A 25909-nucleotide genomic window follows, 5' to 3' on the forward strand; every position below is an offset into this window, starting at 1 on the left:
GTCAGCGGATGACACCCCGGCGCTCGGTGCGATGTCCCCGCGCAGCCCTTCGCCCACGCGCGGCGGCGTGGGCGAAGGGTGTTGTGCGAGTGGGGTGGACGAGGTCACTCGTCCGTCACCTGGCGTCCGGTGTCCTGGACGGGGCAGCTGCCGGCGACCTTGCAGTGGCGGCAGCCGTCGTTGCGCATGGCGAGGTAGCTGGGGCCCTTGGAGGCGTCGGCGGCGTCGTGGATGATGCCGCGCCAGGTGTCGATGCCGTCGGCGTCGAGTGGGGGCTGGAGGCGTTGGGTGGCGCCTTCTTTGGTGCTGGGTTTGGCTACGTAGACGAGGCGGGCGCCGCCGGGCTCGCCGTCGCCGAGGGCGCCGGAGGCGGCGGCTACCTGGTAGGTGGCGAGCTGGGCGTGGTCTTCGGCGGCCTGTTTGGAGATGGGGGTCTTGCCGGTCTTCACGTCGACGATGACGAAGCGGCCCAAGGGGTCTCGTTCGACGCGGTCGACGCGGCCGCTGATGCGGACGGGGCGTTCGTCGGGGGTGCGGGCGGGGAGGATGCAGTCGACGGGGACTTCGACGCCGATGGCGGTGAGTTCGTCGCGGGTATTGCGCAGCCAGGCCAGGAAGGTGTCGACCATGGTTTCGGTGCGGCGCAGTTCGGCTCGGGAATGCCAGTTCTCGCCGTCGCGGGAGCTGGGGTCGACCTTCTTCCACGCCTTGGCGAGCGCTTGTTTGACCTGGGCTTCGTCGACCTGGCCGGCAAGGGCCTGGACGAGGGTGTGGACCAGGTTTCCCTTGAGCGCGTGCGGGTTCTCGCCGTCGCCGCCGCCGTGGCGTTCCAGCGCCCAGCGCAGCGGGCAGGTCTTCAGCTGGTCGACCGTGGAGGGGGAGAGGGCGATGGCGCTGTCCTCGTCGCCCCACAGGGAATCGGCGGTGGAGAGGGTGGCGGTGCCGTACCAGTCGTCGGGGTGGGCGCCGCGCACGCCGGCGCGGGCGAGGCGCGCGAGTTGGCGGGCGGCGCGGGCGCGGCGTTCCGGGAGGGCTTCGGGATCGCAGGCGGCGGCGCGCAATTCGGCGATGAGGGCGTGCATGGCGAGGGCGCGGCCCGGATCGACCGGCGGCGGGATGCGGCCGGGTTGCCCGTCGGCGGCGTCGGCGTCGAGTTCGGCGAGGAAGCGGGACGGGACCAGGTCCTGGTCGCCGGTCACCGATTCCACCGCGGTCACCAGCAGCGAGCGCCGCGCGCGACTGCAGGCGACGAGCAGCAGCCGTCGCTCCTCGGCCAGTAGTGGCGCGGCGCGGCTCACCCGCTCCCCCGAACCGCCCACGCCCGCAAGCACATCCACCAGATCCTCGACGCCAAGCAGGGTGCCGCGCGGCCGCAGGTTGGGCCAGATCCCCTCCTGTACGGCGGCGACCGCGACGGTGTCCCACTCGCGGCCGGCGGCCGCGTGCGCGCTGCAGATGGTGACGGCCTCGCCCGGATCGGTGTGCGGGGCATTGTCCTGCGGAATCTCCTGCTGCTCCAGGTATTCCACGAATCCTTCGACGGTGGCGCGCGGCAGCCGATCCACATACGCGGCAGCGGCCTCGAACAACCCGACCACCGCATCCAGATCCCGGTCCGCCTGCATCCCGACCGCTCCCCCGCGCTCGGACTGCCCCACCCAGCGCCGCTCCAGCGTGGACCCGGTCCACAAGGCCCACAACACATCTTCGAGCCCCGCCCCGCCCCGCCGCACCTTCCCCGCCCGCCCGAGCGCCTTCAGCACCCGCCGCAACGGCGCCGCCTCCACCTCGGTGAGCCGCTCCAGAATCACCCGATTTCCCATGCCCACCAGCAGATCCCGCAAGATCTCCGCCGACGATCGATCCAAATCCGCGAACCGATCGACGGATTCGAGGTCGGGATCCGGCTCCCGCCGCACCGCAGCCGGATCACCCTCTCCGGCAGGTGCATCCGTCGCACCGTCGGATTCGGCGTCGCGTTCGGGATAGCCGAGTTCGATCACGGTGCGGCGAATACCTCGACGCAGGCGGCGCAGGCTGATCTGGTCGGCGCCGCCGAGCGGACCGGCCAGCAGGTCGAGGGCATCATCCGCGCTGAACGGGATCGGACGCGGGAAGCGCACCTGGGTGGGATCACCCGCGGTGACAGCGCGGAGAGCGAGCAGCATCCAGGCCGCGCCACGGCGGCGGGCGAGCGGAACATCGGCGGGCGGCTGGCGGACCGGCACACCGGCAGCCAGCAGGGCGCGGCGCAGCGGAGCCAGGGAGAGCGGCACCGAACGGACGATCACAGCCATCCGTGACCAGGGCACGCCGTGTGTGAGGTGGGCTCGGCGCAGGTGATCGGCGATCAACGCTGCCTCTTTGGCCGGAGTGGTGAGCACCTGCACCCGCACCTCGCCCTCGGATTGCGCACTGCCCTCGCCGATTTCGCGGAGGAAGTCCGCGGAGTCGGGATCGGTGTCCGAGTCGGCAACGGCGAGTCGAGTCGGTGGGATCCGGTGGGCGGAGGAGCCGGGGAGGCGGGAGGTTATGCGGGTGGCTACTTCTCGGATGGGTGGGGCGGAGCGGTGGTTGGCGGGGAGGGTTATGCGGCGGTCGGTGGGGGCGTCGGGGTCGAGGGAGAAGCGGGGGTCGGCGCCCCGGAAGGTGAAGATGGATTGGTCGGGGTCGGCGGCGAGGATGGTGGTGGCGGGGCCGCTGCCGATGCCGCGGATGAGCTGGGCGGCGTGCGGGTCGAGGTGCTGGGCGTCGTCGACGAGCAGGCAGTGCAGGCGATTGCGTTCGGCGGCAAGGAGTTCCGGGTCGAGCAGGAAGGCGTCGATGGCGGCGCCGACGAGTTCGGCGGCGTCCAGGGCGGGGGCGCTGGCTTCGGGTACGTCCATGCCGACGGACCAGCGGAGCAGTTGGATCTGTTCGTAGCGTTCGGCGAAGTGGCCGGCGGCGACCCATTCCGGATGCCGGTGGGTGTGGCCCAGTTCGATGAGGTCTTCGGGGCCGAGGCCGCGTTCGGTGGCGCGCAACATGAGGTCGCGCAACTGTTCGGCGAACCCGGTGGTGGGCAGTGCGGCGTGCAGGCGTTCGGGCCAGCCGGGGGCGCCGTCGGCGAGTTCGCCGCGCAGCAGTTCGCGAATGGCGATGTCCTGTTCGGAGCCGGTGAGCAGCCGCGGCGGTGGATTGCCGTGGGTCGCGGCGAAGGTGCGCAACACCCCGAAGGCGTAGGAGTGCACGGTCCGGACCAGTGGTCCGCGGGTGGCGCCGGGCACGCCGCCGAGTTCGGGATCGGCCTCGGCGATGCGGGCGCTGATGGCGGTGCGGACGGCGGTGGCGGCACGCTTGGAGTAGGTGAGCACGAGCACCGAGTCCGGATCGGCGCCGGCCGCGATGCGGGCGGCGGCCGCGTCCACCAGCAGTGCGGTCTTGCCCGTCCCCGGCCCGCCGAGCACCTGCCAGGGCCGCCAGCCGGGGTCGATGCCGAGGTCGTCGAGCAGCGGCCGGATAGCGGCGTCCCACTCGCGAGAGCGAGATTCTGCCGCGACCCGGCGCACCAACTGCACCGAGCTATCCGATCGCATCACGTCGGCTATTTCAACAGACCGCCCCGACAGATTTTGTTTGCCATCGGTTGGCCGTGCCGCCGGTCACAGTGTGCGGGCCGTTCATGTCGCGGTACGCGCGCCGCCGGTGTCCCCCTCGAACAGCGACATGTCCCCCTCGAACAGCGGAGTGTCGGCCACGGGCAGCAGAATGGGCGGGGTGTCGGATCTTCATGTTCATCGTTTCGGTCCCTCGACCGGTCCGGTCGTACTGGCTCTGCACGGGTTGACGGGTCACGGCCGGCGCTGGGCAGCCCTGGCCGTCGAACAGTTGCCCGATGTGCGGATTATTGCTCCGGATCTACGCGGGCACGGGAGGTCGCCCGGCGTGCCGCCGTGGGATTTCGAGACCCTGGTTTCCGATCTCGTGGAGCTGCTGCGGGCCGAGACCGGCGAACCCGTGGTTGTGCTCGGGCATTCGTTCGGCGCGGCCACGGCGGTGCATCTCGCGCATCGGCATCCGGAACTGGTGCGCGGGCTGGTGCTGCTGGATCCGGCCATCGGGCTGGATCCGGATTTCATGCTGCAGATCGCGAATTCGGTGCTCGCCAACCCGGATTACCCGAGTGTCGAGGCGGCCCGTTCCGACAAGCTGGAAACCGCGTGGGCCGAGCTGGATCCGGCGATATTGGACGCGGAACTGGCCGAGCATCTGATCCCCACGGCCGCGGGCCGCTTCGAATGGCGGCTGACCATGCCGGCGATCATCGCGTATTGGGGTCAGCTGGCCCGGGATTTCGTGCTGCCGCCGCAACAGCTGCCGACGGTGCTGGTGCAGGCCATGAAGGTGGATCCGCCGTTCGTCACGCCGGCCTTCCGGTCCGCGCTCGCCGCGCGGCTGGGTGACCGGCTGGCGGTGCACGAATTCGATTGCAATCACATGGTTGCGCAGGCGCGGCCCGCCGAAACCGCGGCGTTGTTGCGCTCGCTGCTCTGAGAGGATCGCGGGATGTCCACTTCCGACGCCGAAATCGAGCAGGTCCGGGAATTGGTGGCGGCCATTCCGCCCGGCCGGGTGTCCACGTACGGCGATATCGCGGCCGCGGTGGGGCTTTCCACGCCGCGGACGGTCGCGTGGATCATGCGGACCGATTCGGCGGATCTACCGTGGCATCGGGTATTGCGCGCAAACGGCACACCCGCACCGCATTTGGCGCACCGGCAGCTGGCGGAATTGCGTGCCGAGGGCTGCCCGATGGTGGACGGCCGGATAGATATGCGCCGCGCCCGGCACACCTTCGATCTGCGTGACGCCCAGCGCCGCTTCGGCGAAACCTGACCCACGCCGGCCGAGACCGCGGTTACCGTGGAGGCATGTCCACCCGGCTGGCGTGCGTGGTGTTCGATGCGGAGCAGCCTCGGGCCGTGGCCCGGTTCTGGTCCGAGCTGCTGGGCTGGGAGGTGACCGTGGACCGGCCGGGTGCGGTGGAGGTGGCCGCGCCGGATCCGGACGGGCCGGATGTGGCGCTGACCTTCCTGCCGGAGCGGCGGCCCAAGTCGGCGAAGAACCGGATCCATCTGGATCTGTCCGCGCGTTCGCTGGATCATCAGCAGATTCAGGTGGACCGGGCCTTGTCGCTGGGCGCGCGGCGGGTGGATCTGGGGCAGGGCGCGGTGCCGTGGGTGGTGCTGGCCGATCCCGAGGGCAACGAGTTCTGTGTGCTGGAGCCGCGTGAGGAGTACGTGGATACCGGCGCGGTGGCGGCGATCGTGGTGGATACCCGGAATCCGTTGCGCCTGGCCGAGTTCTGGTCCGCCGCCGCGGGCTGGCCGATCACGCACGATCGCGGCGATTACGCCGGCATCCGTTCCGCCACCGGGCAGGGCCCGTGGCTGGAGTTCCTGCGGGTGCACGATGCGGCCGACGCCCATACCCGGCTGCATCTGGATCTGATCGCCTTCCCGGCCGAGGAGGCGGCGCGCCTGCGGGCCGCGGGCGCGCTGCCGATCGGTCCGGGCCTGCCGCCGGCTAACGCGTCCGCGGTGCTGCTGGCCGATCCGGAAACCAATGAATTCTGCCTACTACCAGCGATTTCCGACTGATCGGCGCACTTCCCCTGCACCGATCGGCCGCTCCGATCAGGTAGTCGTAAGCTGCGCTTCCACAGCCGCTTTCGCGGTCAGGCCGCCCCGCGTTCACGGCGGCGCCGTTCCCGCGGCGAGAGTCCGCCCCAGATGCCGAAGCGCTGATCGTGGGCCATCGCGTAGTCCAAGCATTCCCGGCGCACCTCGCAGCCGGCGCAGATGCGCTTGGCCTCGCGGGTGGAGCCGCCCTTGTCCGGGAAGAACGCCTCCGGATCGGTCTGGGTACACAGCGCGCGCTGATGCCAGGATTCGGGTTCGAATCCGTCCCGGCGCGCAAGGGATTCGAACATGGCGTCGAAATTCGTGAAAAGCATTCTCACCGTCGTGCCCCTTCGAAATGTTCGATTCGGATTACGCGATCCGGATTTACGCGCGGACCGTTCCGCAGTCGCCGACGGCGGCCAGGCGGGCCTGTTCGCCGGGGCCGAAGATGCGGCGGTTGTGTACCGCGGCGGGGGTGGTCGACCAGGGTGCGAGTGCGGTGGTGAACATGAGTTCGCACCAGCTCAGGGCCGGTACCGCGCCGCCGGAGAGGGTATTGAGCAGCGACAGTTCGGTATCGGAGTGATTCCAGGCGGCGAAGAGCCAGGAGGCGTCGAGGCGGCCGAGGAATTCCTCGGCGTCCTCGGGAATCCCGAGCGGAGCGTCGACCGCGAGGTGTACGACCGCGGCGATCGCATGCCGCATGCGCGCATCCAGACCCACTCCGTCGTGCAGCAGGAGCCCTTCGAGCGATTCACGCAGTCCCGCACCGCGATCGACCCGGAAGTCATTGCGGCGGGTTGCGGTGGTGGCGTCGAACATTGTTTCCTCCCTGAGAAATTGCACTTGAACCGAAAGCGCGACGGCATGATTCAAATCGAAATCCGATCTTGTTGTCCAGTTGTAAGTGAATATGGGGCAAACCCCTAGCAGTAGTGACACTGGCCAGTGTGGGTACCCGTCGGGAACATCACGGAAGGGTGCCTGGCACCACACTGGCAAACATGAGGTTCCGGCCGGTTCCAGCATCTACGGTCTGACCATGCCTTATGTGCGATCAGGCGCCGCCACGGTCCATTTCGTGACCAGCGACGTTCCCGGACCGACCCTCCTGCTTGCCCACGGGTTTCTCATGGACGAATCCATGTTCGAACCCATGCGCGAATCTCTGGCAGCGTGCGGAATCAATCTCGTGACAATTGACGCCAGGTGTCATGGACGCACCCAGTCACCCGATGGCGAACCCTTCAGTTATTGGGATCTCGCGGCCGACGGATTGGCGGTCCTGGATGAACTCGGGATCGGCAGCGCCGTGATCGGCGGGATGAGCCAGGGCGGCTACTCCGCGCTGCGCATGGCGCTGCTCGCGCCGGAACGGGTGCTGGGGCTGGCGCTCATCGATACCGAGGCCGGCGCCTGCAGCCCGGCCGAACTGGCCTTCCACCGCACCTTCTTCCAGCGCTGGGCGGGTCCGGAACCGATCGCGCCACTGGTGGCCGAGCTGGCGCCGCAACTCATCGGCGGTACCGATCCGCGCTTGTGGCGGACCTGGACCAGCCGCTGGTATTCCTCCGACCGCCGCGCCATCCTGCCCGCGGCGCGCTGCCTGATGGACCGCCGCTCGGTGCTGCATCGGCTACCCGAGATCACCGCCCCGGCCCTGGTGCTGCGCGGTGGTCACGACGGCGCCAGCACCGCACAGAAATCGGAGGCGCTGGCCGCCGGTCTGGTGGGCGCGGACGGCGTGGTCACCGTGCCGGGCGCGGGGCACGGTGCGGTGTGGACGCATCCGGAGGTGGTGGCGCCGTTGCTGATCCGCTTGGTGCGGCAGGCCACCGCCTCGCGGCCGGATCTACTCGTCCAGATGTGAAGGATCCAGCGCCGCACCGGTTTCCGAACACCAGGTGGGGATGCCGAGGTAGATCTGGATCTGATTGGGATAGGCCGCGCTGAAGACGCTGAAGAGCTGGACCGAGATGGCCCGGCAGCGGTCGGTCTCGAGATCGTGGAGGTGCATGGTGGGGCGGGGCCGGCCGTAGAGCGCGATGCCCTCGTCCCACATTTCCCGGAAGAGCCCGAAACGTCCCAGCTCCGCGAGGAATTCGGCGGACCAGGCGGTATCGCCGGAGCCGGCGATGAGCCCGCGCAGCCAGTGCACGGTGAGCCGGACCTCCTCCTCCCAGTCCAGCACCACCCGGCGGGCGTGCTCGTTGGCGAGGTACCAGCGCAGGATATTGACGTCTTCCTCGATCCCGGGGAAGGCGCGGCGGTAACTGTCGTTGCAGGCCAGTACATTCCAGCGGCTGTCGACGTAGGCGGCCAGATTCGGCTCGTGCAATTCGAGCGCGCGGCGCATGTCGTCGTTGATTTCGGCGCGCAGTTGTTCGACACTCGGGAATTCGGCGACGCCGAGTCCGGCCAGATCGAGCAGATGCCGGCGCTCGACGACGGACAGCGGATCTATTCGATCCAGATAGCGCATGAGCGCATCGACCACTTCGCGGGTCGGATGGCCGCGATCGCCCTTCTCCAAATGGCTGATGTAGCTGGCGCTCACGCCCGCATTGAACGCGAGTCTTTCTCGCGATACGGCGCGCGCATCCCGCAGCTTGCGCAGCAGCAGCCCGAAAGTCGGCGGTTTCAGCTCGTCGGAGTCCCTAGTGGGTTTCACGCCCAGCACCACGCCGATCCCTCTCCCACAAACATTCAGCAAACCAACCTTCATCGCTTTGGGCCCTGCCGGTACCGGACGGCCGAACCCACTCTGACGCCTGCTGGGAACCTCCACGGAGGCCGCGAACTCCGCCAGTTCTCGCTCCGGATACTGCCATACGTGATGGTGCCGAAGTTCAAAACATGATCATTTCTACTATGTCCCGGCGCGTAATGGGTAACGACACAGCCTCGAGCAATTACATGGCTAGCTTACGATTCGGCGTATGCGAGGGTTGGGAAGAATGGCGCAGCCACTACCATCATCGATCATGATCAGCAGCGCGCCGGATTCCGCCTCGTGACAACCGCCGACGCCATCGTGCTCGCCGGTGGCCGCGCGAGCCGGATGGGCGGCGTGGACAAGCCCGCGATCGTGGTGGGCGGGCAATCCATGCTGGATGCGGCGCTCACGGCGGTCGCCGGCTGCGCCCGGACCGTGGTGGTGGGGCCGCATCGCCCGGAGCTGCCGCCGGAAATCCTGCAGGCACAGGAGATCCCGGCGGGCGGCGGGCCGGTGGCGGCCATCGCGGCCGGTATGGGAATGCTGGCGGGTTGCGAATTCCCGGCCGGGCATATTGTGGTGCTGGCGGCGGATATGCCGTTTCTCACAATGCAGGCCGTGGACGAATTACTCATGCACGCAAGGGAATCCGGCGCTGACGCGGTCTTCGCCGCGGATGCTTCGGGGCGGCCGCAGTATCTGGTCGGCGTGTGGCGGCGGACCGCGCTGTGCGATGCGCTCAACGGCCTGGATTCCCTGGTGAATCGGCCGATGAAGGCCCTGGTGCCGGTGGATACCGCGCTGGTGCCGCTGCCCGGCGTGGACGACTGCGACACCCCCGAGGATGTGCGGCGGGCGCGCACCGCCGCCGCCCGGGCCGCCGCACCGCTCTCGCTCGACGAGGCGCGGGATGTGCTGCGGCGGAAGACGACCCGGCTGCCGGTGCGCCGGTCGGCGGTGCGGGCCGCGCGCGGCGCCGCGCTGGCCGAACCCATGCTCGCGGTGGCGGCGCTGCCGCGCTTCGACGTGTCGGCCATGGACGGGTACGCGGTCAGCGGCGACGGGCCGTGGCGGCTGCGCCGCGATATCGGTTTCGCCGGCGGGCAGCGGCCGGTGGGGCTGCTCGACGGTGAGGCGGTGCGCATCGCCACCGGCGCGCATCTGCCCGACGGCACCGGCAGCGTGGTGCGCGACGAATGGGTGCGGGCCGGGGACGACGGCTTCCTGTATCGCCTGCCGGACACGCCGATTCGCGATGATGTCCGCCGGCGCGGCGAGGATTGGCAGGCCGGGGACGAGGTGGCGGCCACGGGCACGCCGGTGACGGCGGCGCTGATCTCGCTGGCGGCCAGCGCGGAGGTGAGCTCCGTCGCGGTGCGCGGGCCGGTGCGCGCGCGAATCGTCATGACCGGGGACGAGATTCGCGGCGAGGGGCCCTTGCACACCGGGCAGACCCGCGACTCCATCGGGCCGGTACTGCCGGACATGCTGGCCTGGTACGGCATTGTCACGGTGGATCGGGTGCATCTGCGCGATACCGCGAACGCGTTCGACGAAGTGCTCGCCGCCACCACGGATTGCGATCTGCTGATCATCGTGGGAGCGACCGGCGGCGGTGCCGCCGATCAGCTGCGTGACGCCCTGGATCGCACCGAGGCGCGAATGCTGTTGCGCCGCCTGCGACTACGACCGGGTGGTTCCACCGTGGCGGCGCAATTGGAGTCCGGGCCGATCGTGATCGGACTGCCCGGCAATCCGTACGCCGCGGTGGCCACCCTGCTCGCGCTCATCGATGCGGTGCTGGCCGGTCTCACCGGCGCGCCGCCCGCGCATCGGATCGCCGGTCCGCTCGCCAATGCCACCGAACTCGCGGGCCGGGTCGCCCGCATCGTTCCCGCACACGCGCTTCCGGAGGGCGGCTGGCGCGGCGATCTCCGGCTCCGCACCGCGCATCTCGCCAATCTGCTCGGCCGCGACGGCCTGGTCGTCGTCCCCGCCGACGCCGAAGACGGCGACCTCGTCGAATTCATCCCGCTGCGCGGCTGATTCGAGGTCTCACGCCGCCGGCCGTATCCGCCCCTCGCCGCCGCACCCGCATCCTGTGACTGGCTGCCTCGAATTCTTCGCGCCGTCGGCCGCGTCTGCGTCGCGCTGCGGGCTTGCGTCTACATCGCGCTGCCGGCTGCCGTCCGCTCCGCTGCCGGGGTGCGCTTCCCCTGCACCCCGGTAGGAGCGCTTCAGGTCAGCCCGGTAGTGCGATGACCATGACCAGGTGGCCGGGGTAGGCGGTGCCGGCGACACTGCCGGTTTGGGTGTAGTAGCGGCGGCGGACGCCGGTGAGGGGATTGCGGAGTTCGAGGGCCCAGATGTGGGGGGCGAAATCCACGCCGCCGTCGGCCCAGACCTTACGGAAGTGGGGGTAGACGGCGAGTTCGTCGATCAGGGAGATGAAGCCGCTGCTACCTATTCGGCCCATGGTGCCGCGTAGCCAGCGGACGGATTCGTTGACGTCGCTCTCCCAGTTGACCAGGACGCGGCGGGACATGTCGTTGCCGAAGTACCAGCGGAAGACATTGCCGTCGCGGGACATGCCGGGGTAGGTGACGTCCCAGCCGGCGTTGCAGGCCAGCACATTGCCGCGGACGTCGAGGTAGCCGGCCGGGTTGGGGCGGTGCAGGTCCAGGGCGGCGCGCATATCGGGGGTGACGGCGGCGCGCAGCAGGGCGGCGTCGGGGATCTCGTTGTTCTCCAGTCCGGCCAGGTCGGCCAGCTGGCGGCGGTCGGAGAGGGTCAGGGGATTCAGCCGGTCCAGGTAACGCATCAATGCGGTGACGACTTCGCGGGTCGGGTTTCCGCGATCGCCTTTCTCCAAATGCGTTATGTAACTTGCGCTTACGCCCGCATTGAAGGCCAGGCGTTCGCGCGAAATTCCGCGCGCGTCACGCAGCCGGCGGAGTAAGTTGCCGAAAGTGGGGGCCTCCAGCTCCGGAAAATCATTTCCCCATGCCGCATCGGCGGTCAACACCGTCCTCCTTCATCAGTTTGCACTCATGACGGATGGTTACATGGACGGTGTCAGGAACCGTTCTTCCGGGCAAATCCAATCAGTATCACCGGATACTCCTGTCGGTATATGTGTCTCTGGAATGCTGACACAAAACCGACCGGTACGACTTAATATTGCGCGTAATTCCCGGGGATACGTGAACGACTCACGCCCCCAATGCCAGCGGACGCGGATCGCGCGCACGGGCCCGTTCCGGATCAGGTACAGGTACCGCGGCGAGCAGCCCACGGGTGTATTCCGCCCGCGGATTTCCGAAAACCTCTGCCGCCGAACCCGTCTCGACCACCGTACCGTCCCGCAGCACCACCACCCGATCCGCGACCCGATGCACCACCGCCAGATCGTGACTGATGAAAAGGCACGCGAATCCGTATTCCGCACGCAGATCCGTGAACAGGTCGAGCACCTGCGCCTGCACCGAGACATCCAGCGCGCTGGTCGGCTCGTCCGCCACCAGCAGCCGCGGCGCCAGCGCCAGCGCCCGCGCCAAGGCCACCCGCTGCCGCTGCCCACCGGACAACTCGCCGGGCCGGCGCGCCCCGTACTCCCGCGGCAACCGCACGGACTCGAGCAGCTCTCCGACCTTCGCCCGCAACAGCGCGCCGGAAGCCGCCCGATGCACCACCAGCGGCTCCCCGATCGAATCCGCCACGCTCCGGCGCGGATCCAGCGAAGCCGCCACATCCTGATGCACCAGCGCCACATTCTTCCGCAGCCCACGCAACTCCCGCCGCGACCGCCCCCGCAGCGAAATCCCCTGCAACACCACCTCCCCCGAGCTCGCCGGCACCAACCCCAGCGCCGCCCGCCCCAATGTGCTCTTCCCCGACCCGGACTCCCCCACCAGCCCGATCACCTCCCGCGCCGCCACCTCCAGCGACACCTCCGCCAAAGCCTGGAATCGCTGGCTGCCACGCCGATACACCACCGACAACCCCTCGACCCGAAGCACCGGCTCGACAGCCGGCGATGCCGGAGGTTCGGACGGTTCACTCGGCGCCGTGTCCGAGGCGGGCACGGCATCCAGGGCCGGCACAACTCGCACCGCGGGCACGGAGGCCGCCCGCGCCGAAGACGCGGACGCCGCACCTCGCCGTGGTGTGGCGGACGGGCCACCTACCGTCGGGACCGGGTTCGCCGGAACGGTATTCGGTGTAGCGGCACCCTGCGCCGAGGAGACGGCGACCGGTGCCGCGAGGGCCGATGTGGCCCGCGCCGAATGCGATTCGGCCGCGGCCGCGGGGCCCGGCAGGGTGGGGACGGCGGCGAGGAGGGCGCGGGTATAGGCGTCGCGGGGGTGGGCGAACAGGTCGTGGACGGGGCGAGTTTCGATCACCCGGCCGGCGCGCATGACCACGACCCGGTCCGCGATGGCCGCGACCACGCCCAGATTGTGGGTGATGAACAGGACAGCGGTGTGGTTGCGCTGCTGGATGTTCCGCAGCAGGGCGAGGATCTCGGCCTGGACGGTGACGTCGAGGGCGGTGGTCGGCTCGTCGGCGATCAGGAGATCCGGGTCGCCGGAGAGGGCCAGGGCGATGACGACCCGCTGCTTCTGGCCGCCGGAGAGCTGATGCGGGTACCAGTCGATGCGTTTCTCCGGCTCCGGAAGGTCCACCTGGGCGAGCAGGTCGATGGCGCGGGCCCGGGCCTCGGACTTGGAGATCTCGCGATGGGCGCGCAGGGCCTGCGCGATCTGGGTGCCGATGCGCTGCACGGGGTTCAGCGCCGTCTGCGGTTCCTGGAAGACCATGGCGGCGCGGGTGCCGCGCAGCGGGCGCAGGTCGTCCTCGGCGGCGCCGACGATCTCGGTGCCGTCCAGGCGGATCGAGCCCGCGGCCGTCGCGCCGCCGGGCAGCAGGCCGAGCACGGCGCGGGCGGTGAGCGATTTGCCGGAGCCGGATTCGCCCACCAGCGCGACGGTTTCACCGCGCGCCACCTGCACCGTCACGCCGTCGACCACGGTCCGGGCGCCGAAACGCACTGTCAGGTCTGCGATGTCGAGCAGCGGCGGCGCGTCCTCGTGACCGCTGCGCCGACCGGCTGCCTCGCCGGGAGTGGACGACTCGCGGGCGGCGGGCGCCTCGTGTGGGGCTGATGCGGTGCTCACAGGGTCCTCCGGGCGCGGCCCAGGGCCTGGGCGATCAACAGGAATCCGAGGGTGAGGGCGGAGACCACGAGCAGTGGCCCGATCGCCATGGCCGGGTTGACATCCAGGTTGCGGGTGGATTCGGCGACGATCGAGCCCAGCGACGGGTCCGGCGGGCGGACGCCGATGCCGATGAAGCTCATGGCGCTCTCGACGAAGACGGCCAGCGACAGGGACAGCGACAGCTGCACCGACAGCGGCTCGATCACCTGCGGGAGAATGTGTTTGCGCAATGTCCACCAGGTGCCGGCGCCGATGACCTCGGCCGCCTCCACATACGGCTGCTCGCGCACGGCGAGCACGGCGGTGCGGATCTGGCGGCCGAAGACGGGGATCTCGGCGGCCACGATCACAATGATCACGGCGTGCGCGCCGGGGCCGGTGACGGCGGTCAGCGCGATGGCGAAGATCAGCGCGGGGAAGGCCAGGACCAGATCGAACAGTCGCTGCGCCAGCACATCCGCGACGGCGTTCACGCTGGCGGCGAGCCCGATCAGGGAACCGAGCAGGGCGCCGAGCGGGACGGCGGTGAACGCGATCAGCAGGTCCACGCGTACGCCGTACAGCACGCGGGAGAACACGTCCCGATTCAGCTGATCGGTCCCGAGCCAGTGCGCGCCGCTCGCGCCGAGCAAGTTGGCATTCGGAAGCTGTTCCAGCGGACCGTATTTCGCCAGCAGTGGCGCGAGCAGTCCGGCGGCCGCGACGACGGCGATCAGAATCAGCCCGGCCAAGCCCTGCCCCCGCCGCAGGGCCTGCAGCAGGGGGCGGGCCGGAACCGGTTCGCGCTCGGTGCTTCCGGGGCCACGCTCGGCGGCTGCGAGGCCAGGCTCGACGCCTCCGAGGCCACGCTCGGGACTTCCGGGGCTACGCTCGGCGGCCGCGAGGCCGGGCTCGACGCTACCGGGGCCAGGCTCGACGCTACCGGGGCCGCGCTCGGGGCTTTCCGGAGCGTGGTGAATACCGTCGGCGGCGTCGACTTCGATTGTCCCGGTGTCGGTGTCGCTCATACTTGCCCGCCGATCCGGATGCGTGGATCCAGGTACGCGTGCACGATATCGGTGACGAGCTGGATGGCGATGAATACCGCCACCGAGACCAGCAGCAGCGCCTGCACCACGGGATAGTCGCGCTGGTTGATGCCCTGTTCGATGAGTTGCCCGATGCCGGGCCAGGCGAAGGCGGCCTCGACCAGCACCGCGCCGCCGAGCAGCTGACCGGTCTGGATGCCGAGCACGGTCAGCAGGGTGGGCAGCGCGTTGCGCAGCGCGCCGCGAGTGATGATCTGCCGGTGCGGGATTCCCAGGGCGCGCGCGGTGAGCACGTACGGCTTGGTCAGCTCGGTGCGCAGCGCCTCGGTGAGGAACCGGGTCAGCGCCGCGGTCACCGGCAGCGCCAGGCAGATCGCCGGTAGCAGCAAGTACTGCACGGTGATGTCCGGCGCCGCGAGGAAGCCGTCCGGCGGAATGCCCCCCGCGGGCAGCACCGGGATCGCGACGGCGAACAACAGCACCAGCAGCACGCTGGTCACGAAGGCCGGCACCGCGACCGCGACCGTATTGGCCAGGGCCACCACGGTATTCAGCCATCGCCTGTCCCACAGCACCGCGGCGATGCTGACCGACAGGCTCACCACCACGGCCAGGAACAGCGCCGCGCCCGTGAGCACCAGGGTGTTGGTCAGCCCGCGGCCGATGAGGTCCGAGATCCGGCCGCCGATGAGGTAGGACCGGCCCAGGTCCCCGGTCACCAATCCGCGCAGCCAGCTGAGGTATTGGGCCGGCAGCGATCGATCCAGCCCGAGCTGGTGCCGGATGGCGGCGATCGTCGCGGGCGTGGCGTCGGGTCCGGCGAGGGTGGTGGCCGGATCGCCCGGTACCAGCCGGAGCAGCAGGAAGATCAGGACCGAGGCCGCGAACAGGATCGCGATCGCGGACGGCACCCGGCGCAGCAGGTAGCCGATCATGCGAGGAAAGCCTGCGTGAGCACTGTTTCCCGGCGCTTGGTCCAGTCGAGTCCGTGCAACTGCCGGGTCGCGCCGGCCTGGGCGAGCCGGACGCCGATCTCGATCAGGAAGAGGTTGTCCAGCAACTGATCGCTGAGGGCCTGGTAGGCGCGTACGGCGTCGGGTCCGGTGCCGTCGGGCAGCTGCCAGGCCGCGTCGGCCGCGGCCACGTAGGCGGGCGATTCGAAGTGGGAGGTGTTCTTGCGCGCGTTGAAGGGGTAGGCGCTGATGGTGAGCGTGGAGGGCAGGAACTGCGCCCACGAGTGGTCGGTCAGCCACAGGCCCGGGAATTGGCCGCCGATCAGCTGTTTCACGAAGGTGGCATTGTCCACGGGGGTGAGCTCCACCTCGATGCCGATCTCGGCGAGGTTGGCCTGCACGATCTGCGCGCTCTCCTCGTAACTCTTCAGCGCGGTGTTGTAGGTGAGCGGGAGTTTCGGCGGCTTGGGCAGGTCGGCCAGCGCCTGCTTCGCCTTGGCCACATCGCGCGTGTAGCGGGCGTTCCGGTCGGCGTCGAAGGCGGGAGAGCTCTTGGGCCACGGCAGGTTCAGCGGGTAGCCGACGCCGCGGAACACCTCGCTGACTATGCGGTCACGATCGATGGCGTACGCGATGGCCTGCCGCAGCCGTACCTCCGCGAGCGCCGGATGCTGCAGGTTGGCGCCGACATAGAACTGCACCTCGGCGCCGTCGTACCGGATGCTGCGGTAGCCGTCGGTCTTGGCCAGGTTCTCCAGATCGCGGTTGGCGATGGCGTCGGCGAGGTGGATCTGCCCGGTGCGCAGGGCGTTCAGCTGCGCCTGGCCGTCGGTGATGATGGTGAACTCGACCCGGTCCAGGTAGGGGCGCTCGGGCACCCAGTAGTTCTCGTTGCGTTCGAACACCAACTGCGAGTTGGGGATCCGCTGCGCGAACTTGAACGGCCCGGTGCCGACGATCTTGTCGCCGGTGCCCAGCTGGTCGATGGATTCGCTGTCCAGGATGGGTACGGTGTCGAGCAGGTCGAAGATATTGCCCAGCGGATGCTCGAAGTTCAGCACGATGCGATGCGGGTCGCCGGTGTCGAATCCGGTGATGGCCGCGGCCGTACTCTTCAGCTGCGCGGACCATTTCGGGTCGGCGTAGGTGCGCAGCGAGAACTCGACATCCTTCGAGGTGAAGGGGCGGCCGCTGTGGAATTTCACGTCATCGCGCAGGTCCAGGGCGATGGATCTGCCGTCCGGCGCGAGCGTCCACGACTTGGCCAGCAGTGGTTGCGGCACCAGTTTGTCGTGCGGATAACGCACCAGCGATTCGAAGACGAGCCCGACCACGTACGGCGTGGTGCCGGTATTGGTGAGGATGTTCGCGGGCACCAGGTCCAGTGCGACCCCGTACTTCAGGGTGCCGCCGCGCACCGGCTGCGCATTGTCGTCGCCGTTTCCGCGCTGCTGATGGACCGCCGAGGTGCACGCGGCCAGCGCTCCGCCGCCGAAGATGGCCAGGGCGGCGACCGCGGAGCCGCGCAGGAAGCGACGGCGATCGAGGCCGCCGGGGGACGAATTCATCTGGGGATCCTCGAGATTCACGCCGCGACAGGACGGCGGGGTGCGCGGCGCGCTGGGCCGGACCGAGCAACGCACCGGGGGGACTGATACGTGGTGGAGCAACGCTAACAGCGGATCCCGCGCCGATCAGCGGTTGCGCGCAACACGAATGAAACCCTGGCTCGGGCCCGGCCCGGACCCCTTTGCTGGGAGGATGCCTGTTCCACCGAATGCCCGTGGCTACGAGAACTTCTCCGGCGTCGCCGGCCGCACCACCGCCGACTCCACCCCGGAGTGGAGCTACCCGCCGTCCGCGCCCGCGGGGGCGCCCAACATCATCGTGGTGCTGGTCGACGATATGGGTTTCAGCGATATCGGCCCGTTCGGCTCGGAAATCGATACGCCGACGCTGGATCGGCTGGCGGCCGATGGATTGCGGCTCACCAACTTTCACACCACCCCCTTGTGCTCGCCGTCGCGGGCCGCGCTGCTGACCGGAATCAATTCGCACCGTGCGGGTTTCGGGTTCGTCGCCAATGCCGATCCGGGATATCCGGGGCTGCGGCTGGAATTGGCCGATGATGTGCTGACCTTGCCGGAAATCCTGCGCGCCAACGGGTATGCCACGTATGCGGTCGGGAAATGGCATCTGGTGCGGGATGCCACGCTGCATCCGGCGGCGGCCCGGGATTCCTGGCCGACGCAGCGCGGATTCGACCGGTATTACGGGTCGCTGGAGGGTTTGAACTCCTTCTACCATCCGAATCAGCTGGTCTCCGACAGTTCGCCGGTGCAGGTGGACGAGTATCCGGCGGACTACTACCTCACCGACGATTACACCGAGCGGGCCATCGGGTACCTCAAGGACCTGCGCGCGCACGATGCGGACAAACCGTTCTTCCTGTATTTCGCGCATACCGCCATGCACGGGCCGTTGCAGGCCAAGCCGGCGGATCAGGCCAAGTACCGGGGCCGGTACGCGGAGGGCTGGGATCGGCTGCGGCAGAGCCGGTTCGCCGCGCAGCTCGCGCAGGGCTTGTTCCCGGAGGGGACGCAGCAGAAGCCGCGCAATACCGAACCGGGTTACGAAGCGCAGGAATGGGATTCGCTGACGCCTGAACAGCAGTCACGGTTCGAGCGGTACATGGAGGTGTACGCGGGCATGGTCGACAGCATCGACCAGAGCCTGGGGCGCATCGTGGAGACGCTGGAGCGGTTCGGCGAACTGGACAACACCATCATCGTTTTCACCTCGGACAATGGCGGTACCGCCGAGGGCGGACCGGAGGGCACACGCACCTACTTCGCGCAGTTCGCGCAGGTGGACGAGCCGGACTGGGAGCGCGACGTACCACACGACGACGAACTCATCGGCACCGCGAAACTCGGCGTGCACTACCCGCGCGGGTGGGGGCAGGCCTCCAATACGCCGTTCCGGTTCTACAAGGGCCAGACCTTCGCGGGCGGCGTTCGGGTGCCGTTCATCCTGTCCTGGCCCAAGGGACTCGCCCGCGCCGAGAATGATTCCGGCATCCGGCAGGAGTACGTCTACGCCACCGACCTCGCCCCGACCCTCCTGGAGCTCGCGGGCCTACAGCGGCCGCCGGTGCGTAACGGCCTGCCCGCCAAGGATTTCGACGGCGTCTCCGCGGTCGAGGTGCTACGCGACGCGACCGCCGTCTCCCGGCACGTCGAGCAGTATTCGGAAATGACCGGCCACCGCGGCTTCTACCGCGACGGCTGGAAGCTCCTCGCCCTGTACGAGCCCGAACGCGGCATCGACAACCCCCACTGGCAACTCTTCGACGTGCGCACCGACCCCACCGAACTACACGACCTCTCGGAACAACACCCGGAAAAGGTCGCGGAACTCGCCGCCGCCTGGGACGAATCCGCCTGGCACAATACGGTTTTCCCGCTGGTAACCCGCCAAGACCTGGCCAAGCGCCGCCCGGAGGAGGCCCGCTACGGCGAACGCGTCCGCATCCTCGCCGGCACCCCACCCCTGGAGCGCTACCGCTCCCAACGCCTGATCGCCTACCGCGACTTCACCATCGCCGTCGAACTGGACGGCTACCGCCCCGGCGACGAGGGCGTCCTGGTAGCCCACGGCGACCCCCTCGGCGGCTACCTCCTCTACATAGAGGACAACCACCTCCACTTCGGCTACAACGCCTACGGCCGCTACACCACCGTCGAAGCGGGCGAAATCCCCACCGGCAGCAAACATTTGACGGTCTCCGCCATAGTCCGCCCCCACCTCCGCTGGGACTTCACCCTCGGCATAGACGGCGTCCGGGCCGCCCACCTCCCGGACCAGGTCCAACTGGTAGGCATGTCCCCCTGGACCGGCATCTCCATCGGCCTCGACGCCCGCGGCCCCGTCTCCTGGGACCTCCGCGACCGCCACGGCGTCTACCGCTACACCGGCACCCTCCACTCCGTCACCTACCGCCCGGGCGCCATCGGCGTCGACGAAGAAACCCAGCGTGCCTTGGACTCCGAGGCCGAACTGGTCGCCGAATAGGTCAGCCGCCGAGGGAGGTGATGATCTTTTCGATGCGGCGGGTGCGGGTTTCGGGGCGTTTGGCGTCGGTTACGGAGAGGGAGTGTTCCTTGCGGGTGGTGTAGCCGAGTTTGTCGAAGGCTGGGCGGAGGCCCTTTTGGTTCAGGGCCTCCGCCAGGTCGGTGGGGACTTCGACGGTGCGTTCGGCGGTGTCGCGTTCGACGGTGACGGTGACCTTGTCGCCGGGGGACTTGTTCAGTTCGGTTTGGACGGCTTTGAGGATGCCGAGGCAGGGGCCGTTGCCCATGTTGGCTATGGAGCCGGTGTAGGGGATGCCGTCGAAGGTGGCGCGGACGGGGATGCGGCCGCCGCCACCCAGCGCCTCGAGAACGGGAGGCGGAACGGGGATGTACGCGCCACCGCGGTCTGCTTCCTGGATCGTGCCTTCGAATTGCTGCATGAAAGCATGCTATTCCGCGCGGACCTGGGGAGATGGCCCGGCGCCACCGCCGCGGACGTTGCGCAGTCGTTCGGTGTGCTGCTCCTGGATGGCGGTGTTGGTGCGCAGGAAATCGATGACGAGTTGTAGTTGCGCCACATCGTATTTCGCGCCGATGGTGGCCGAGCCCTCCTCGATGAGGGGGCCGATCAGCTCGTAGATGCGTTGTTCGGCGGTGTCGGTCAGCCGGACCACGACCTTGCGGCGGTCCACCGGGTGGGGGCTGCGGACGAGGAGGTCCAGCTTTGCCAGGCGGTCGAGCATGGCGGTGACGCTGCCGGTGGTGAGGGCCAGTTTGATGCTGAGTTCGCGGGGTGACTGCTCGCCCTCGGTGGTGAGGAGTTCCAGGCAGCGCAGGTCCGTCTCGTTGACGCCGAGCAGGCGGGCGGACTCGCGGTCGTAGTCGTCGACCGAGGCCTGGTATGCCTGTACGGCGACGCCCAGGTCAGCCAGCGTCTTTTCCATTTCACTTGACATTCGAGACACTTCCTCGGATTCTCTAGAACTAGCTTGAACATCAAGATACACGGTCTTCAAGAATCATCATAGTCCAGAGAACTCGGGAGCTTCCGCATGTCCGCCACCGCACCCGCCGCCTTCGACGCGGCACCGCCGACCACGCCATATCCGAAGCGCTGGGCGGCGGCGACCGTCATGATCGTGGCCGCCCTGCTCGACATGATCGACGGCTCGATCGTCAATACCGCGCTACCCGCCATCGGGCACGGACTATCGGCCACGCCCACACAGTTGCAGTGGATCGTGTCGGCCTATCTGCTCGGTTTCGCCTCGACGCTGATCATTGCCGGACACCTCGGCGATCGGTTCGGGCGTAAGACACTGTTCCTGACCGGCGTCGGCGGATTCGCCGCCGCCAGCCTGGCCAGCGCGCTCGCCGGCGGGGCCGCGGAACTCGTTGCCGCGCGCGCGATCCAGGGGGTCGCGGCGGCCGTGATCATGCCGCAGGTACTCGGCTCGTTCCGGACCATGTTCGGCGGCGAGGAACGCGGCAAGGTTTTCGCGGTCTACGGCGCGATCGCCGGATCGGCCGTTGCCGCAGGCGTACTGCTGGGTGGCGTACTCACGGACTTGGATCTCTTCGGGTGGGGCTGGCGGACGATCTTCGCGGTCAATATTCCGCTGGCGGTAGTGGTGATCGCGCTCGGCGCGCTGTGGATTCCGGGTGGCGGGGAGCGCACTCCGGGGCGGATCGGGTTGCCGGGCAACATCATTCTCGCCGCATCCCTGGTCGCCGTGGTGCTGCCGCTGGTCGAGGGGCGGGCGCACGGGTGGCCACTGCGGGGCTGGATCTGCCTCGGCGCAGGCGTTTTCGGGTTGATCGCTTTGAGCATCACGCAGTCGGTGCGCGGGACCGAGCATCCGCTGCTGCCGCTCGGCCTGTTCCGGTCCCGGGCGTTCGGTGCGGGGCTGGCCATCCAATTGCTGTTCTACGGTGCCATGTCGGGATTCATGCTGGCCTTCACCATCTGGCTGCAGACGGGCCAGGGCTATTCGCCCGCGCAGGCCGGGCTGCTCATGGTCGCCTTCAGTGGCGGCACTTTTCTGACCGCACCCATGGTCGACGGACTGCTGGCCAAGTACGGCCGCGCTGTTCTGATCTTCGGTGGCCTGGCGTTGGCCGGGGGTTTCTACCGGGTGCAGATCGCCGCCCGGCATGCCGCCGAAATCCACACTGCCGCATGGCCACTCGTCCCCGGACTGCTGGTCGCGGGTGGCGGGCTCGGGCTGCTGATCGTGCCGCTGGCGAACATCGTGCTGAGCGCGGTGCCCGCCGAGAGCGCCGGTGGCGCTTCGGGATTGTTCACCACCGCCCAGCAGTTCGGCGGCGCGCTCGGCGTGGCGGTGATCGGGAATGCGTTCTTCGCGCACGCCGGTAGTGGATTGACGAACGGTATCGCGCACGCCGGGCCGTGGGCGGTCGGGGCACTGCTGGCGTGCGCAGCGCTGTGCCTGGTACTGCCGCGGATCACCGCAGGTCAGCAGGCATCCGAGATTTAGCTTGACAATCGAGTTACTTGTAGTTCAAGATATAAATAGCTCGAAGAGCAAGATACACAACTTTCAAGGGAAGTGGTTCACATGCGAGTCCTCATCATCGGCGGCGGCACCGGCGGCATGTGCCTGGCACACGGACTGAAGCAGGCCGGCATCGAGGTCGCGGTCTACGAGCGCTACGGCTCCCGCCGCGACGGCCTCTACGGCTACCGCGTCGGCATCGACCCCACCGGCAACCGGGCACTCAAGGAATGCCTGCCCGCCGAGCTCTTCGAAACCTTCGTCGCCACCTGCGCCAATACGCCCCGGCACTTCAATGTGCTGACGCAGTCCATGCACGCCACCGCGAGCATCCCGCTGCGCGACGACAGCGACGACGTCAACAGTGAACGCTCGGTCTCCCGCTCCACACTGCGGCAGGTGCTGTTCACCGGCATGGACGACGTGGTGCGCTTCGGCAAGGAGTTCACCCATTACGAACAGCACGAGAACGGCACCGTCACAGCGTTTTTCAGCGACGGCACCAGCGACACCGGTGATGTCCTGATCGCCGCCGACGGCACCCGCTCGGCCGTGCGGCAGCAGTTCCTGCCGCACGCCACGATCGAGGACTCCGGCATCACCGCCATCGCCACCAAGACCGCCCTCACCCCCGAAACCCGCGCCCTGCTCACCGACGAAATGCTCAGCGGCATCAACCTGATCTTCGCCACCAAGGGCCTGATCGGCATGCTGCACGTCATGGAGTTCAAGTGGGACGCCGACGGCAACCCCAAGAACCCCGCCGACGCCGCCCTCCTGGACAGCTGGTCCGGCCTGCAGTTCGACAACACCCGCGACTACATCAACCTCTCGGTGTGGAGCTCCCACAACCACTTCCCCGCCGGCATCGTCGACCAGCGCGGCAAGGAACTCATCGCCTCGCTCCTCGAAGTGACCCGCAACTGGCACCCCGACCTGCGCCGCATCTTCGAACTCTCCGACCCCGAAGCCGCCTTCCCCCTGCGGATCTCGACCTCGGTACCCGTCGAGCCCTGGAAAACCACCACCATCACCCTGCTGGGCGACGCCATCCACACCATGACCCCCGGCCAGGGCGTCGGCGCCAACACCGCTCTCCGCGACGCCGCCCTCCTCGCCCGCGAACTCATCGCCGCCGCCAACGGCGAAAAGACCCTCCTCGCCGCCCTCGCCGACTACGAAGCCGAAATGCTCCCCTACGGCTTCGCCCGAGTAGCCGACTCCCTCGACAACAACGGCACCAGCGGCAAAGACCCCCTCTACAACCCCGCCACCGGCCGCCTGGCCCTCTTCGCCGCCCGCACCTACTTCAGCCTCACCAGCAAAATCCCCGCCCTCCGCCGCAAATTCCTGGAAGACCTCTACACCTACCGCGGCTCCGAGGCCGCCTGAACTTCAGCCATATCTCCACCGCTTCTACCATTCGAATCTAGAATGGTAGAAGCGGTGTCGTTCGTGGCACAGGAGGAGGAATTATGAGCCTGAACATCAAGAACGAACACGTCCATGCCCTCGTCCGCGAGGCGGCACGACGCACCGGCCTGTCCCAGACCGGCGTGGTGGAGGAAGCGATGACCCGGATGCTGCGAGACCTCGACGCCCTCGATCGAAAGGGAACCGATCCGCGCATCGACATACAGCGGCAGGAGATCGCAGTCATCCTCGCCGACCTCGATTCCCGTATGACACCCGAGTTCCGGGCGAGCCTGTCCACCGACGACCTCTACGACGAGGAGGGCATGCCGGCGTGATCGTCGACGCCTCAGCCGTGATCGCGATCCTGCAACGCGAGCCCGAACGTCCCGCGTTCCTGGAGGCGATCACCTCGGCAGAACAGCCGATGATGTCGGTCGTCAACCATCTCGAGGTGGCCATCAAGGTTGACCGCAACCCCGACCCGATCGTCGCCCGCCGCGCGGACGACCTGATCAAGCGCCTTCGCATCGATCTACAACCGGTCACCGCGGAACAGGCCGCCATAGCCCGCGCCGCCTACCGCGACTTCGGCAAAGGCAGCGGTCACCGCGCCCAGCTGAACTTCGGCGACTGCTTCGCCTACGCCCTGGCCATCACCACCGATAAACCCTTGCTCTACAAGGGAAACGACTTCATCCACACCGACATCCGCTCGGCCCTCCGCGAGTGAGGTCAACGGATTTCGCCTGGTCGAAACGTACGCGCAGTTAGGATGAGCGTCATGTCGATAGGGCATGACTGCGAGCCACCCGGACTTCCCGAGTTCATGACGTGGGAGGAACTCGAACAACTACCCGAAGAGGTAGCGGGCCAGATCGAGTTGTGGAATGGACGGGTCGTCTGGGTGCGGCGTGGTCCGGCCGAGCATCAGGACTACACGAACACAATATGGAACGCATTGCGGCGTCATGCTCGAGCATCGATGTCGGAAGATCGCGACCAATGCTGGCGTGCTTCAACCGAGACCAATATCTTCTTCGGGCCCACCGGCAAGTCCGACTTCGTTACTCCCGACTTCCTGATCTACCGGTGCCTGGCCAACCGATACCAGGACATTCGCGGCGACGATGTCCTGCTCGTCGGTGAAGTCCTGTCCCCCAGCAATCGATACAGCGATATCGAGGCGAAGAAGGCTCGCTACGCCGAGGCACGGATTCCCTGGTACTGGGAGGTCACACTCTCACGCGGTGCCGAACCGATCCACGGAATCGACGTCATCCGCGCCTATGCGCTGGAAACCGGAGCCGGACCCCTGCCACCAGGAGTCCGGCCACTGTATCCCGCCAACTACATCCTCATCGACGAGTGGAATCCGAAGAACACCAACGGAATTCGCACAGTCTTCCCGTTCCCGATCGACATCCCGTGGGCGGAACTCGAACCCTGAGCGGGACGTGCCGCCTTCGGTTTCAGGCGGAGTAGTTCATGACGGGGATAGTTCGGGCGACCTTCTGCGGGGCGCCGCCGATGAGGCCGCGCCAGGGGAGGTAGGGCAGGAGGCGGACGTTGAGGTTGCGGAAGCGGATCATGGCTTTGCTGGCGGGGGCGTACCAGGCGCCGGTGCCCTCCGCGAACTGCTGGCAGGCGTCGACCATGGGGCGCAGCTGTCGTTCGTAGGCGGCGAAGGCAACAGCGTGATCGCCTGCGGCAGCGCCTAGTTCGCCGGCCAGGATGTAGGCGCCGACCAAGGATAGGTCGGCGCCCTGACCCGATAGCGGGGAGGCGCAGTAGCCGGCGTCGCCAACCAGGGCGACACGGCCGGTAGACCAGGTGTCCATGTGGATCTGGACCATCGCATCGAAGTAGAAGTCCGGCGAATCATCCAGGTGAGCAAGCAGGTTCGGGACCTCCCAGCCCTGACCGCCATAGGTTTCCGCGAGGATCTTCTTCTGCTGCGGGAGATCCCGGTAGTCGTAGTCGATCGGGTCGGAAGCCCAGGCGAAAACCGCTTTCGCTTCGGTGTTCTCGCGAGCACTGTAGGCCCCGGCGATCTTGCCGGGCGTGTTGTAGTCCAGCTCCCACCGGTCGAGCCCGAGGAAGTTCGGGATCGTGTAGATCGAGATGTAGTAGCCCATATGCTTCGCGAACCGCGATTCCGGCCCGAAAGCCAGTGTGCGCGTGTGGGAGTGGGCACCATCAGCGCCGATGACCAGGTCGAAGGTACGCGGCGCGCCGCGCTCGAAGGTCACCCGCACCCCATCCTCGGCCTTGTCTGAACCCTATAACCGATTTGGGAAACCGTGCAAGACAAGCGTCTAAGGCATA

Annotated in this window: 23 protein-coding genes; 11 read left to right on the forward strand and 12 right to left on the reverse strand. The window is 68.2% G+C overall.

All coding sequences use genetic code 11. The features are described from left to right. Nucleotides 1-104 precede the first annotated feature (104 nt). Nucleotides 105-3575: an ATP-dependent helicase gene (locus ACIP5Y_RS12870; protein ID WP_400351250.1), complete on the reverse strand. Its 3471-nt coding sequence runs from the start codon at nucleotides 3573-3575 to the stop codon at nucleotides 105-107. Nucleotides 3576-3747: 172 nt separating this feature from the next. Here ACIP5Y_RS12870 and ACIP5Y_RS12875 point away from each other — a divergent pair, with 172 nt between their 5' ends. Genes ACIP5Y_RS12875 through ACIP5Y_RS12885 form a run of 3 tightly spaced genes read left to right on the forward strand, consistent with a single transcriptional unit; the run spans nucleotide 3748 to nucleotide 5639 of the window. Continuing rightward, nucleotides 3748-4533, forward strand: coding sequence for an alpha/beta fold hydrolase (locus ACIP5Y_RS12875; RefSeq protein ID WP_400351251.1), 786 nt, complete (start codon nucleotides 3748-3750; stop codon nucleotides 4531-4533). A 12-nt stretch (nucleotides 4534-4545) separates the two neighbouring features. After that, on the forward strand, nucleotides 4546-4875 hold the full coding sequence (locus ACIP5Y_RS12880) for an MGMT family protein (RefSeq protein WP_400349941.1): 330 nt from the start codon (nucleotides 4546-4548) through the stop codon (nucleotides 4873-4875). Nucleotides 4876-4910: 35 nt separating this feature from the next. Beyond that, nucleotides 4911-5639, forward strand: a complete 729-nt coding sequence (locus ACIP5Y_RS12885) for a VOC family protein (protein ID WP_400349942.1) — start codon at nucleotides 4911-4913, stop codon at nucleotides 5637-5639. 77 nt (nucleotides 5640-5716) lie between these two features. Here ACIP5Y_RS12885 and ACIP5Y_RS12890 read toward each other — a convergent pair whose 3' ends face one another. Together ACIP5Y_RS12890 and ACIP5Y_RS12895 are read right to left on the reverse strand one after the other, a co-directional pair. Continuing rightward, entirely contained in the window at nucleotides 5717-5995 is a 279-nt protein-coding gene (locus ACIP5Y_RS12890; RefSeq protein WP_400351252.1) for a WhiB family transcriptional regulator, read from the reverse strand. Nucleotides 5996-6047: 52 nt separating this feature from the next. Further along, a complete protein-coding gene (locus ACIP5Y_RS12895) occupies nucleotides 6048-6485 on the reverse strand; it encodes a hypothetical protein (protein WP_400349943.1) in 438 nt (145 codons plus the stop codon). Nucleotides 6486-6744: 259 nt separating this feature from the next. On the opposite strand from ACIP5Y_RS12895, the gene ACIP5Y_RS12900 reads away from it, so the two are divergent. Further along, on the forward strand, nucleotides 6745-7533 hold the full coding sequence (locus tag ACIP5Y_RS12900; protein ID WP_400349944.1) for an alpha/beta fold hydrolase: 789 nt from the start codon (nucleotides 6745-6747) through the stop codon (nucleotides 7531-7533). Here ACIP5Y_RS12900 and ACIP5Y_RS12905 read toward each other — a convergent pair. Further along, nucleotides 7516-8334: a helix-turn-helix transcriptional regulator gene (locus tag ACIP5Y_RS12905; RefSeq protein ID WP_400349945.1), complete on the reverse strand. Its 819-nt coding sequence runs from the start codon at nucleotides 8332-8334 to the stop codon at nucleotides 7516-7518. The two genes, ACIP5Y_RS12900 and ACIP5Y_RS12905, sit on opposite strands and share 18 nt — an antisense overlap. Before the next feature lie 342 nt (nucleotides 8335-8676). Here ACIP5Y_RS12905 and ACIP5Y_RS12910 point away from each other — a divergent pair, with 342 nt between their 5' ends. Further along, complete coding sequence (locus ACIP5Y_RS12910) at nucleotides 8677-10425, forward strand: NTP transferase domain-containing protein (RefSeq protein WP_400349946.1); 1749 nt, start codon at nucleotides 8677-8679, stop codon at nucleotides 10423-10425. A gap of 196 nt (nucleotides 10426-10621) precedes the next feature. Here the strand turns inward: ACIP5Y_RS12910 and ACIP5Y_RS12915 are convergent, their stop codons facing one another. From ACIP5Y_RS12915 to ACIP5Y_RS12935, 5 genes are all read right to left on the reverse strand, one after another. Continuing rightward, nucleotides 10622-11404, reverse strand: a complete 783-nt coding sequence (locus tag ACIP5Y_RS12915) for a helix-turn-helix domain-containing protein (RefSeq protein ID WP_400349947.1) — start codon at nucleotides 11402-11404, stop codon at nucleotides 10622-10624. A 187-nt stretch (nucleotides 11405-11591) separates the two neighbouring features. After that, nucleotides 11592-13430 carry a dipeptide ABC transporter ATP-binding protein gene (locus ACIP5Y_RS12920; RefSeq protein WP_400351253.1) on the reverse strand — a complete coding sequence of 613 codons (1839 nt, stop codon included), beginning with the start codon at nucleotides 13428-13430 and terminating at the stop codon, nucleotides 11592-11594. A gap of 122 nt (nucleotides 13431-13552) precedes the next feature. After that, nucleotides 13553-14605, reverse strand: coding sequence for an ABC transporter permease (locus ACIP5Y_RS12925; RefSeq protein ID WP_400349948.1), 1053 nt, complete (start codon nucleotides 14603-14605; stop codon nucleotides 13553-13555). Then, nucleotides 14602-15561: an ABC transporter permease gene (locus ACIP5Y_RS12930; RefSeq protein WP_400349949.1), complete on the reverse strand. Its 960-nt coding sequence runs from the start codon at nucleotides 15559-15561 to the stop codon at nucleotides 14602-14604. Before ACIP5Y_RS12930 ends, ACIP5Y_RS12925 begins: the two co-directional genes overlap by 4 nt. Continuing rightward, nucleotides 15558-17147: an ABC transporter substrate-binding protein gene (locus tag ACIP5Y_RS12935; protein ID WP_400349950.1), complete on the reverse strand. Its 1590-nt coding sequence runs from the start codon at nucleotides 17145-17147 to the stop codon at nucleotides 15558-15560. Before ACIP5Y_RS12935 ends, ACIP5Y_RS12930 begins: the two co-directional genes overlap by 4 nt. A 193-nt stretch (nucleotides 17148-17340) precedes the next feature. Here ACIP5Y_RS12935 and ACIP5Y_RS12940 point away from each other — a divergent pair, with 193 nt between their 5' ends. Continuing rightward, on the forward strand, nucleotides 17341-19653 hold the full coding sequence (locus tag ACIP5Y_RS12940) for an arylsulfatase (RefSeq protein WP_400349951.1): 2313 nt from the start codon (nucleotides 17341-17343) through the stop codon (nucleotides 19651-19653). A gap of 1 nt (nucleotide 19654) precedes the next feature. Here the strand turns inward: ACIP5Y_RS12940 and ACIP5Y_RS12945 are convergent, their stop codons facing one another. Together ACIP5Y_RS12945 and ACIP5Y_RS12950 are read right to left on the reverse strand one after the other, a co-directional pair. Beyond that, a complete protein-coding gene (locus ACIP5Y_RS12945; RefSeq protein WP_400349952.1) occupies nucleotides 19655-20092 on the reverse strand; it encodes a YdeI/OmpD-associated family protein in 438 nt (145 codons plus the stop codon). 9 nt (nucleotides 20093-20101) lie between these two features. Then, complete coding sequence (locus ACIP5Y_RS12950; RefSeq protein WP_400349953.1) at nucleotides 20102-20608, reverse strand: MarR family winged helix-turn-helix transcriptional regulator; 507 nt, start codon at nucleotides 20606-20608, stop codon at nucleotides 20102-20104. 96 nt (nucleotides 20609-20704) lie between these two features. Between ACIP5Y_RS12950 and ACIP5Y_RS12955 the strand changes: the two genes are divergently transcribed. The 5 genes from ACIP5Y_RS12955 to ACIP5Y_RS12975 all read left to right on the forward strand — a co-directional run bounded on the left by ACIP5Y_RS12955 (nucleotide 20705) and on the right by ACIP5Y_RS12975 (nucleotide 25031). Beyond that, nucleotides 20705-22150: an MFS transporter gene (locus ACIP5Y_RS12955; RefSeq protein ID WP_400349954.1), complete on the forward strand. Its 1446-nt coding sequence runs from the start codon at nucleotides 20705-20707 to the stop codon at nucleotides 22148-22150. An 81-nt stretch (nucleotides 22151-22231) separates the two neighbouring features. Then, the gene (locus ACIP5Y_RS12960) at nucleotides 22232-23560 is read left to right on the forward strand and encodes an FAD-dependent oxidoreductase (RefSeq protein WP_400349955.1); all 1329 of its coding nucleotides are present in this window, start codon (nucleotides 22232-22234) and stop codon (nucleotides 23558-23560) included. An 83-nt stretch (nucleotides 23561-23643) separates the two neighbouring features. After that, nucleotides 23644-23919, forward strand: coding sequence for a type II toxin-antitoxin system VapB family antitoxin (locus ACIP5Y_RS12965; protein ID WP_400349956.1), 276 nt, complete (start codon nucleotides 23644-23646; stop codon nucleotides 23917-23919). Beyond that, nucleotides 23916-24314 carry a type II toxin-antitoxin system VapC family toxin gene (locus tag ACIP5Y_RS12970; protein WP_400349957.1) on the forward strand — a complete coding sequence of 133 codons (399 nt, stop codon included), beginning with the start codon at nucleotides 23916-23918 and terminating at the stop codon, nucleotides 24312-24314. The genes ACIP5Y_RS12965 and ACIP5Y_RS12970 overlap by 4 nt, the downstream gene beginning before the upstream one ends. Before the next feature lie 51 nt (nucleotides 24315-24365). After that, nucleotides 24366-25031: a Uma2 family endonuclease gene (locus ACIP5Y_RS12975; RefSeq protein ID WP_400349958.1), complete on the forward strand. Its 666-nt coding sequence runs from the start codon at nucleotides 24366-24368 to the stop codon at nucleotides 25029-25031. 22 nt (nucleotides 25032-25053) lie between these two features. Here ACIP5Y_RS12975 and ACIP5Y_RS12980 read toward each other — a convergent pair whose 3' ends face one another. Beyond that, nucleotides 25054-25833: an FAD-dependent monooxygenase gene (locus ACIP5Y_RS12980; protein WP_400349959.1), complete on the reverse strand. Its 780-nt coding sequence runs from the start codon at nucleotides 25831-25833 to the stop codon at nucleotides 25054-25056. Nucleotides 25834-25909: the final 76 nt, after the last annotated feature.

The organism is Nocardia sp. NPDC088792 (assembly GCF_044750615.1).
In the GTDB taxonomy this organism is placed as follows: domain Bacteria; phylum Actinomycetota; class Actinomycetes; order Mycobacteriales; family Mycobacteriaceae; genus Nocardia.

What these genes read in the sequence shown, in the direction of transcription:
- ACIP5Y_RS12870 (WP_400351250.1), bottom strand. Translation starts at nt 3,575, where the DNA reads ATGCGATCGGATAGCTCGGTGCAGTTGGTGCGCCGGGTCGCGGCAGAA.
- ACIP5Y_RS12875 (WP_400351251.1), top strand. Translation starts at nt 3,748, where the DNA reads ATGGGCGGGGTGTCGGATCTTCATGTTCATCGTTTCGGTCCCTCGACC.
- ACIP5Y_RS12880 (WP_400349941.1), top strand. Translation starts at nt 4,546, where the DNA reads ATGTCCACTTCCGACGCCGAAATCGAGCAGGTCCGGGAATTGGTGGCG.
- ACIP5Y_RS12885 (WP_400349942.1), top strand. Translation starts at nt 4,911, where the DNA reads ATGTCCACCCGGCTGGCGTGCGTGGTGTTCGATGCGGAGCAGCCTCGG.
- ACIP5Y_RS12890 (WP_400351252.1), bottom strand. Translation starts at nt 5,995, where the DNA reads ATGCTTTTCACGAATTTCGACGCCATGTTCGAATCCCTTGCGCGCCGG.
- ACIP5Y_RS12895 (WP_400349943.1), bottom strand. Translation starts at nt 6,485, where the DNA reads ATGTTCGACGCCACCACCGCAACCCGCCGCAATGACTTCCGGGTCGAT.
- ACIP5Y_RS12925 (WP_400349948.1), bottom strand. Translation starts at nt 14,605, where the DNA reads ATGAGCGACACCGACACCGGGACAATCGAAGTCGACGCCGCCGACGGT.
- ACIP5Y_RS12930 (WP_400349949.1), bottom strand. Translation starts at nt 15,561, where the DNA reads ATGATCGGCTACCTGCTGCGCCGGGTGCCGTCCGCGATCGCGATCCTG.
- ACIP5Y_RS12935 (WP_400349950.1), bottom strand. Translation starts at nt 17,147, where the DNA reads ATGAATTCGTCCCCCGGCGGCCTCGATCGCCGTCGCTTCCTGCGCGGC.
- ACIP5Y_RS12940 (WP_400349951.1), top strand. Translation starts at nt 17,341, where the DNA reads ATGCCTGTTCCACCGAATGCCCGTGGCTACGAGAACTTCTCCGGCGTC.
- ACIP5Y_RS12945 (WP_400349952.1), bottom strand. Translation starts at nt 20,092, where the DNA reads ATGCAGCAATTCGAAGGCACGATCCAGGAAGCAGACCGCGGTGGCGCG.
- ACIP5Y_RS12950 (WP_400349953.1), bottom strand. Translation starts at nt 20,608, where the DNA reads ATGTCAAGTGAAATGGAAAAGACGCTGGCTGACCTGGGCGTCGCCGTA.
- ACIP5Y_RS12955 (WP_400349954.1), top strand. Translation starts at nt 20,705, where the DNA reads ATGTCCGCCACCGCACCCGCCGCCTTCGACGCGGCACCGCCGACCACG.
- ACIP5Y_RS12960 (WP_400349955.1), top strand. Translation starts at nt 22,232, where the DNA reads ATGCGAGTCCTCATCATCGGCGGCGGCACCGGCGGCATGTGCCTGGCA.
- ACIP5Y_RS12965 (WP_400349956.1), top strand. Translation starts at nt 23,644, where the DNA reads ATGAGCCTGAACATCAAGAACGAACACGTCCATGCCCTCGTCCGCGAG.
- ACIP5Y_RS12975 (WP_400349958.1), top strand. Translation starts at nt 24,366, where the DNA reads ATGTCGATAGGGCATGACTGCGAGCCACCCGGACTTCCCGAGTTCATG.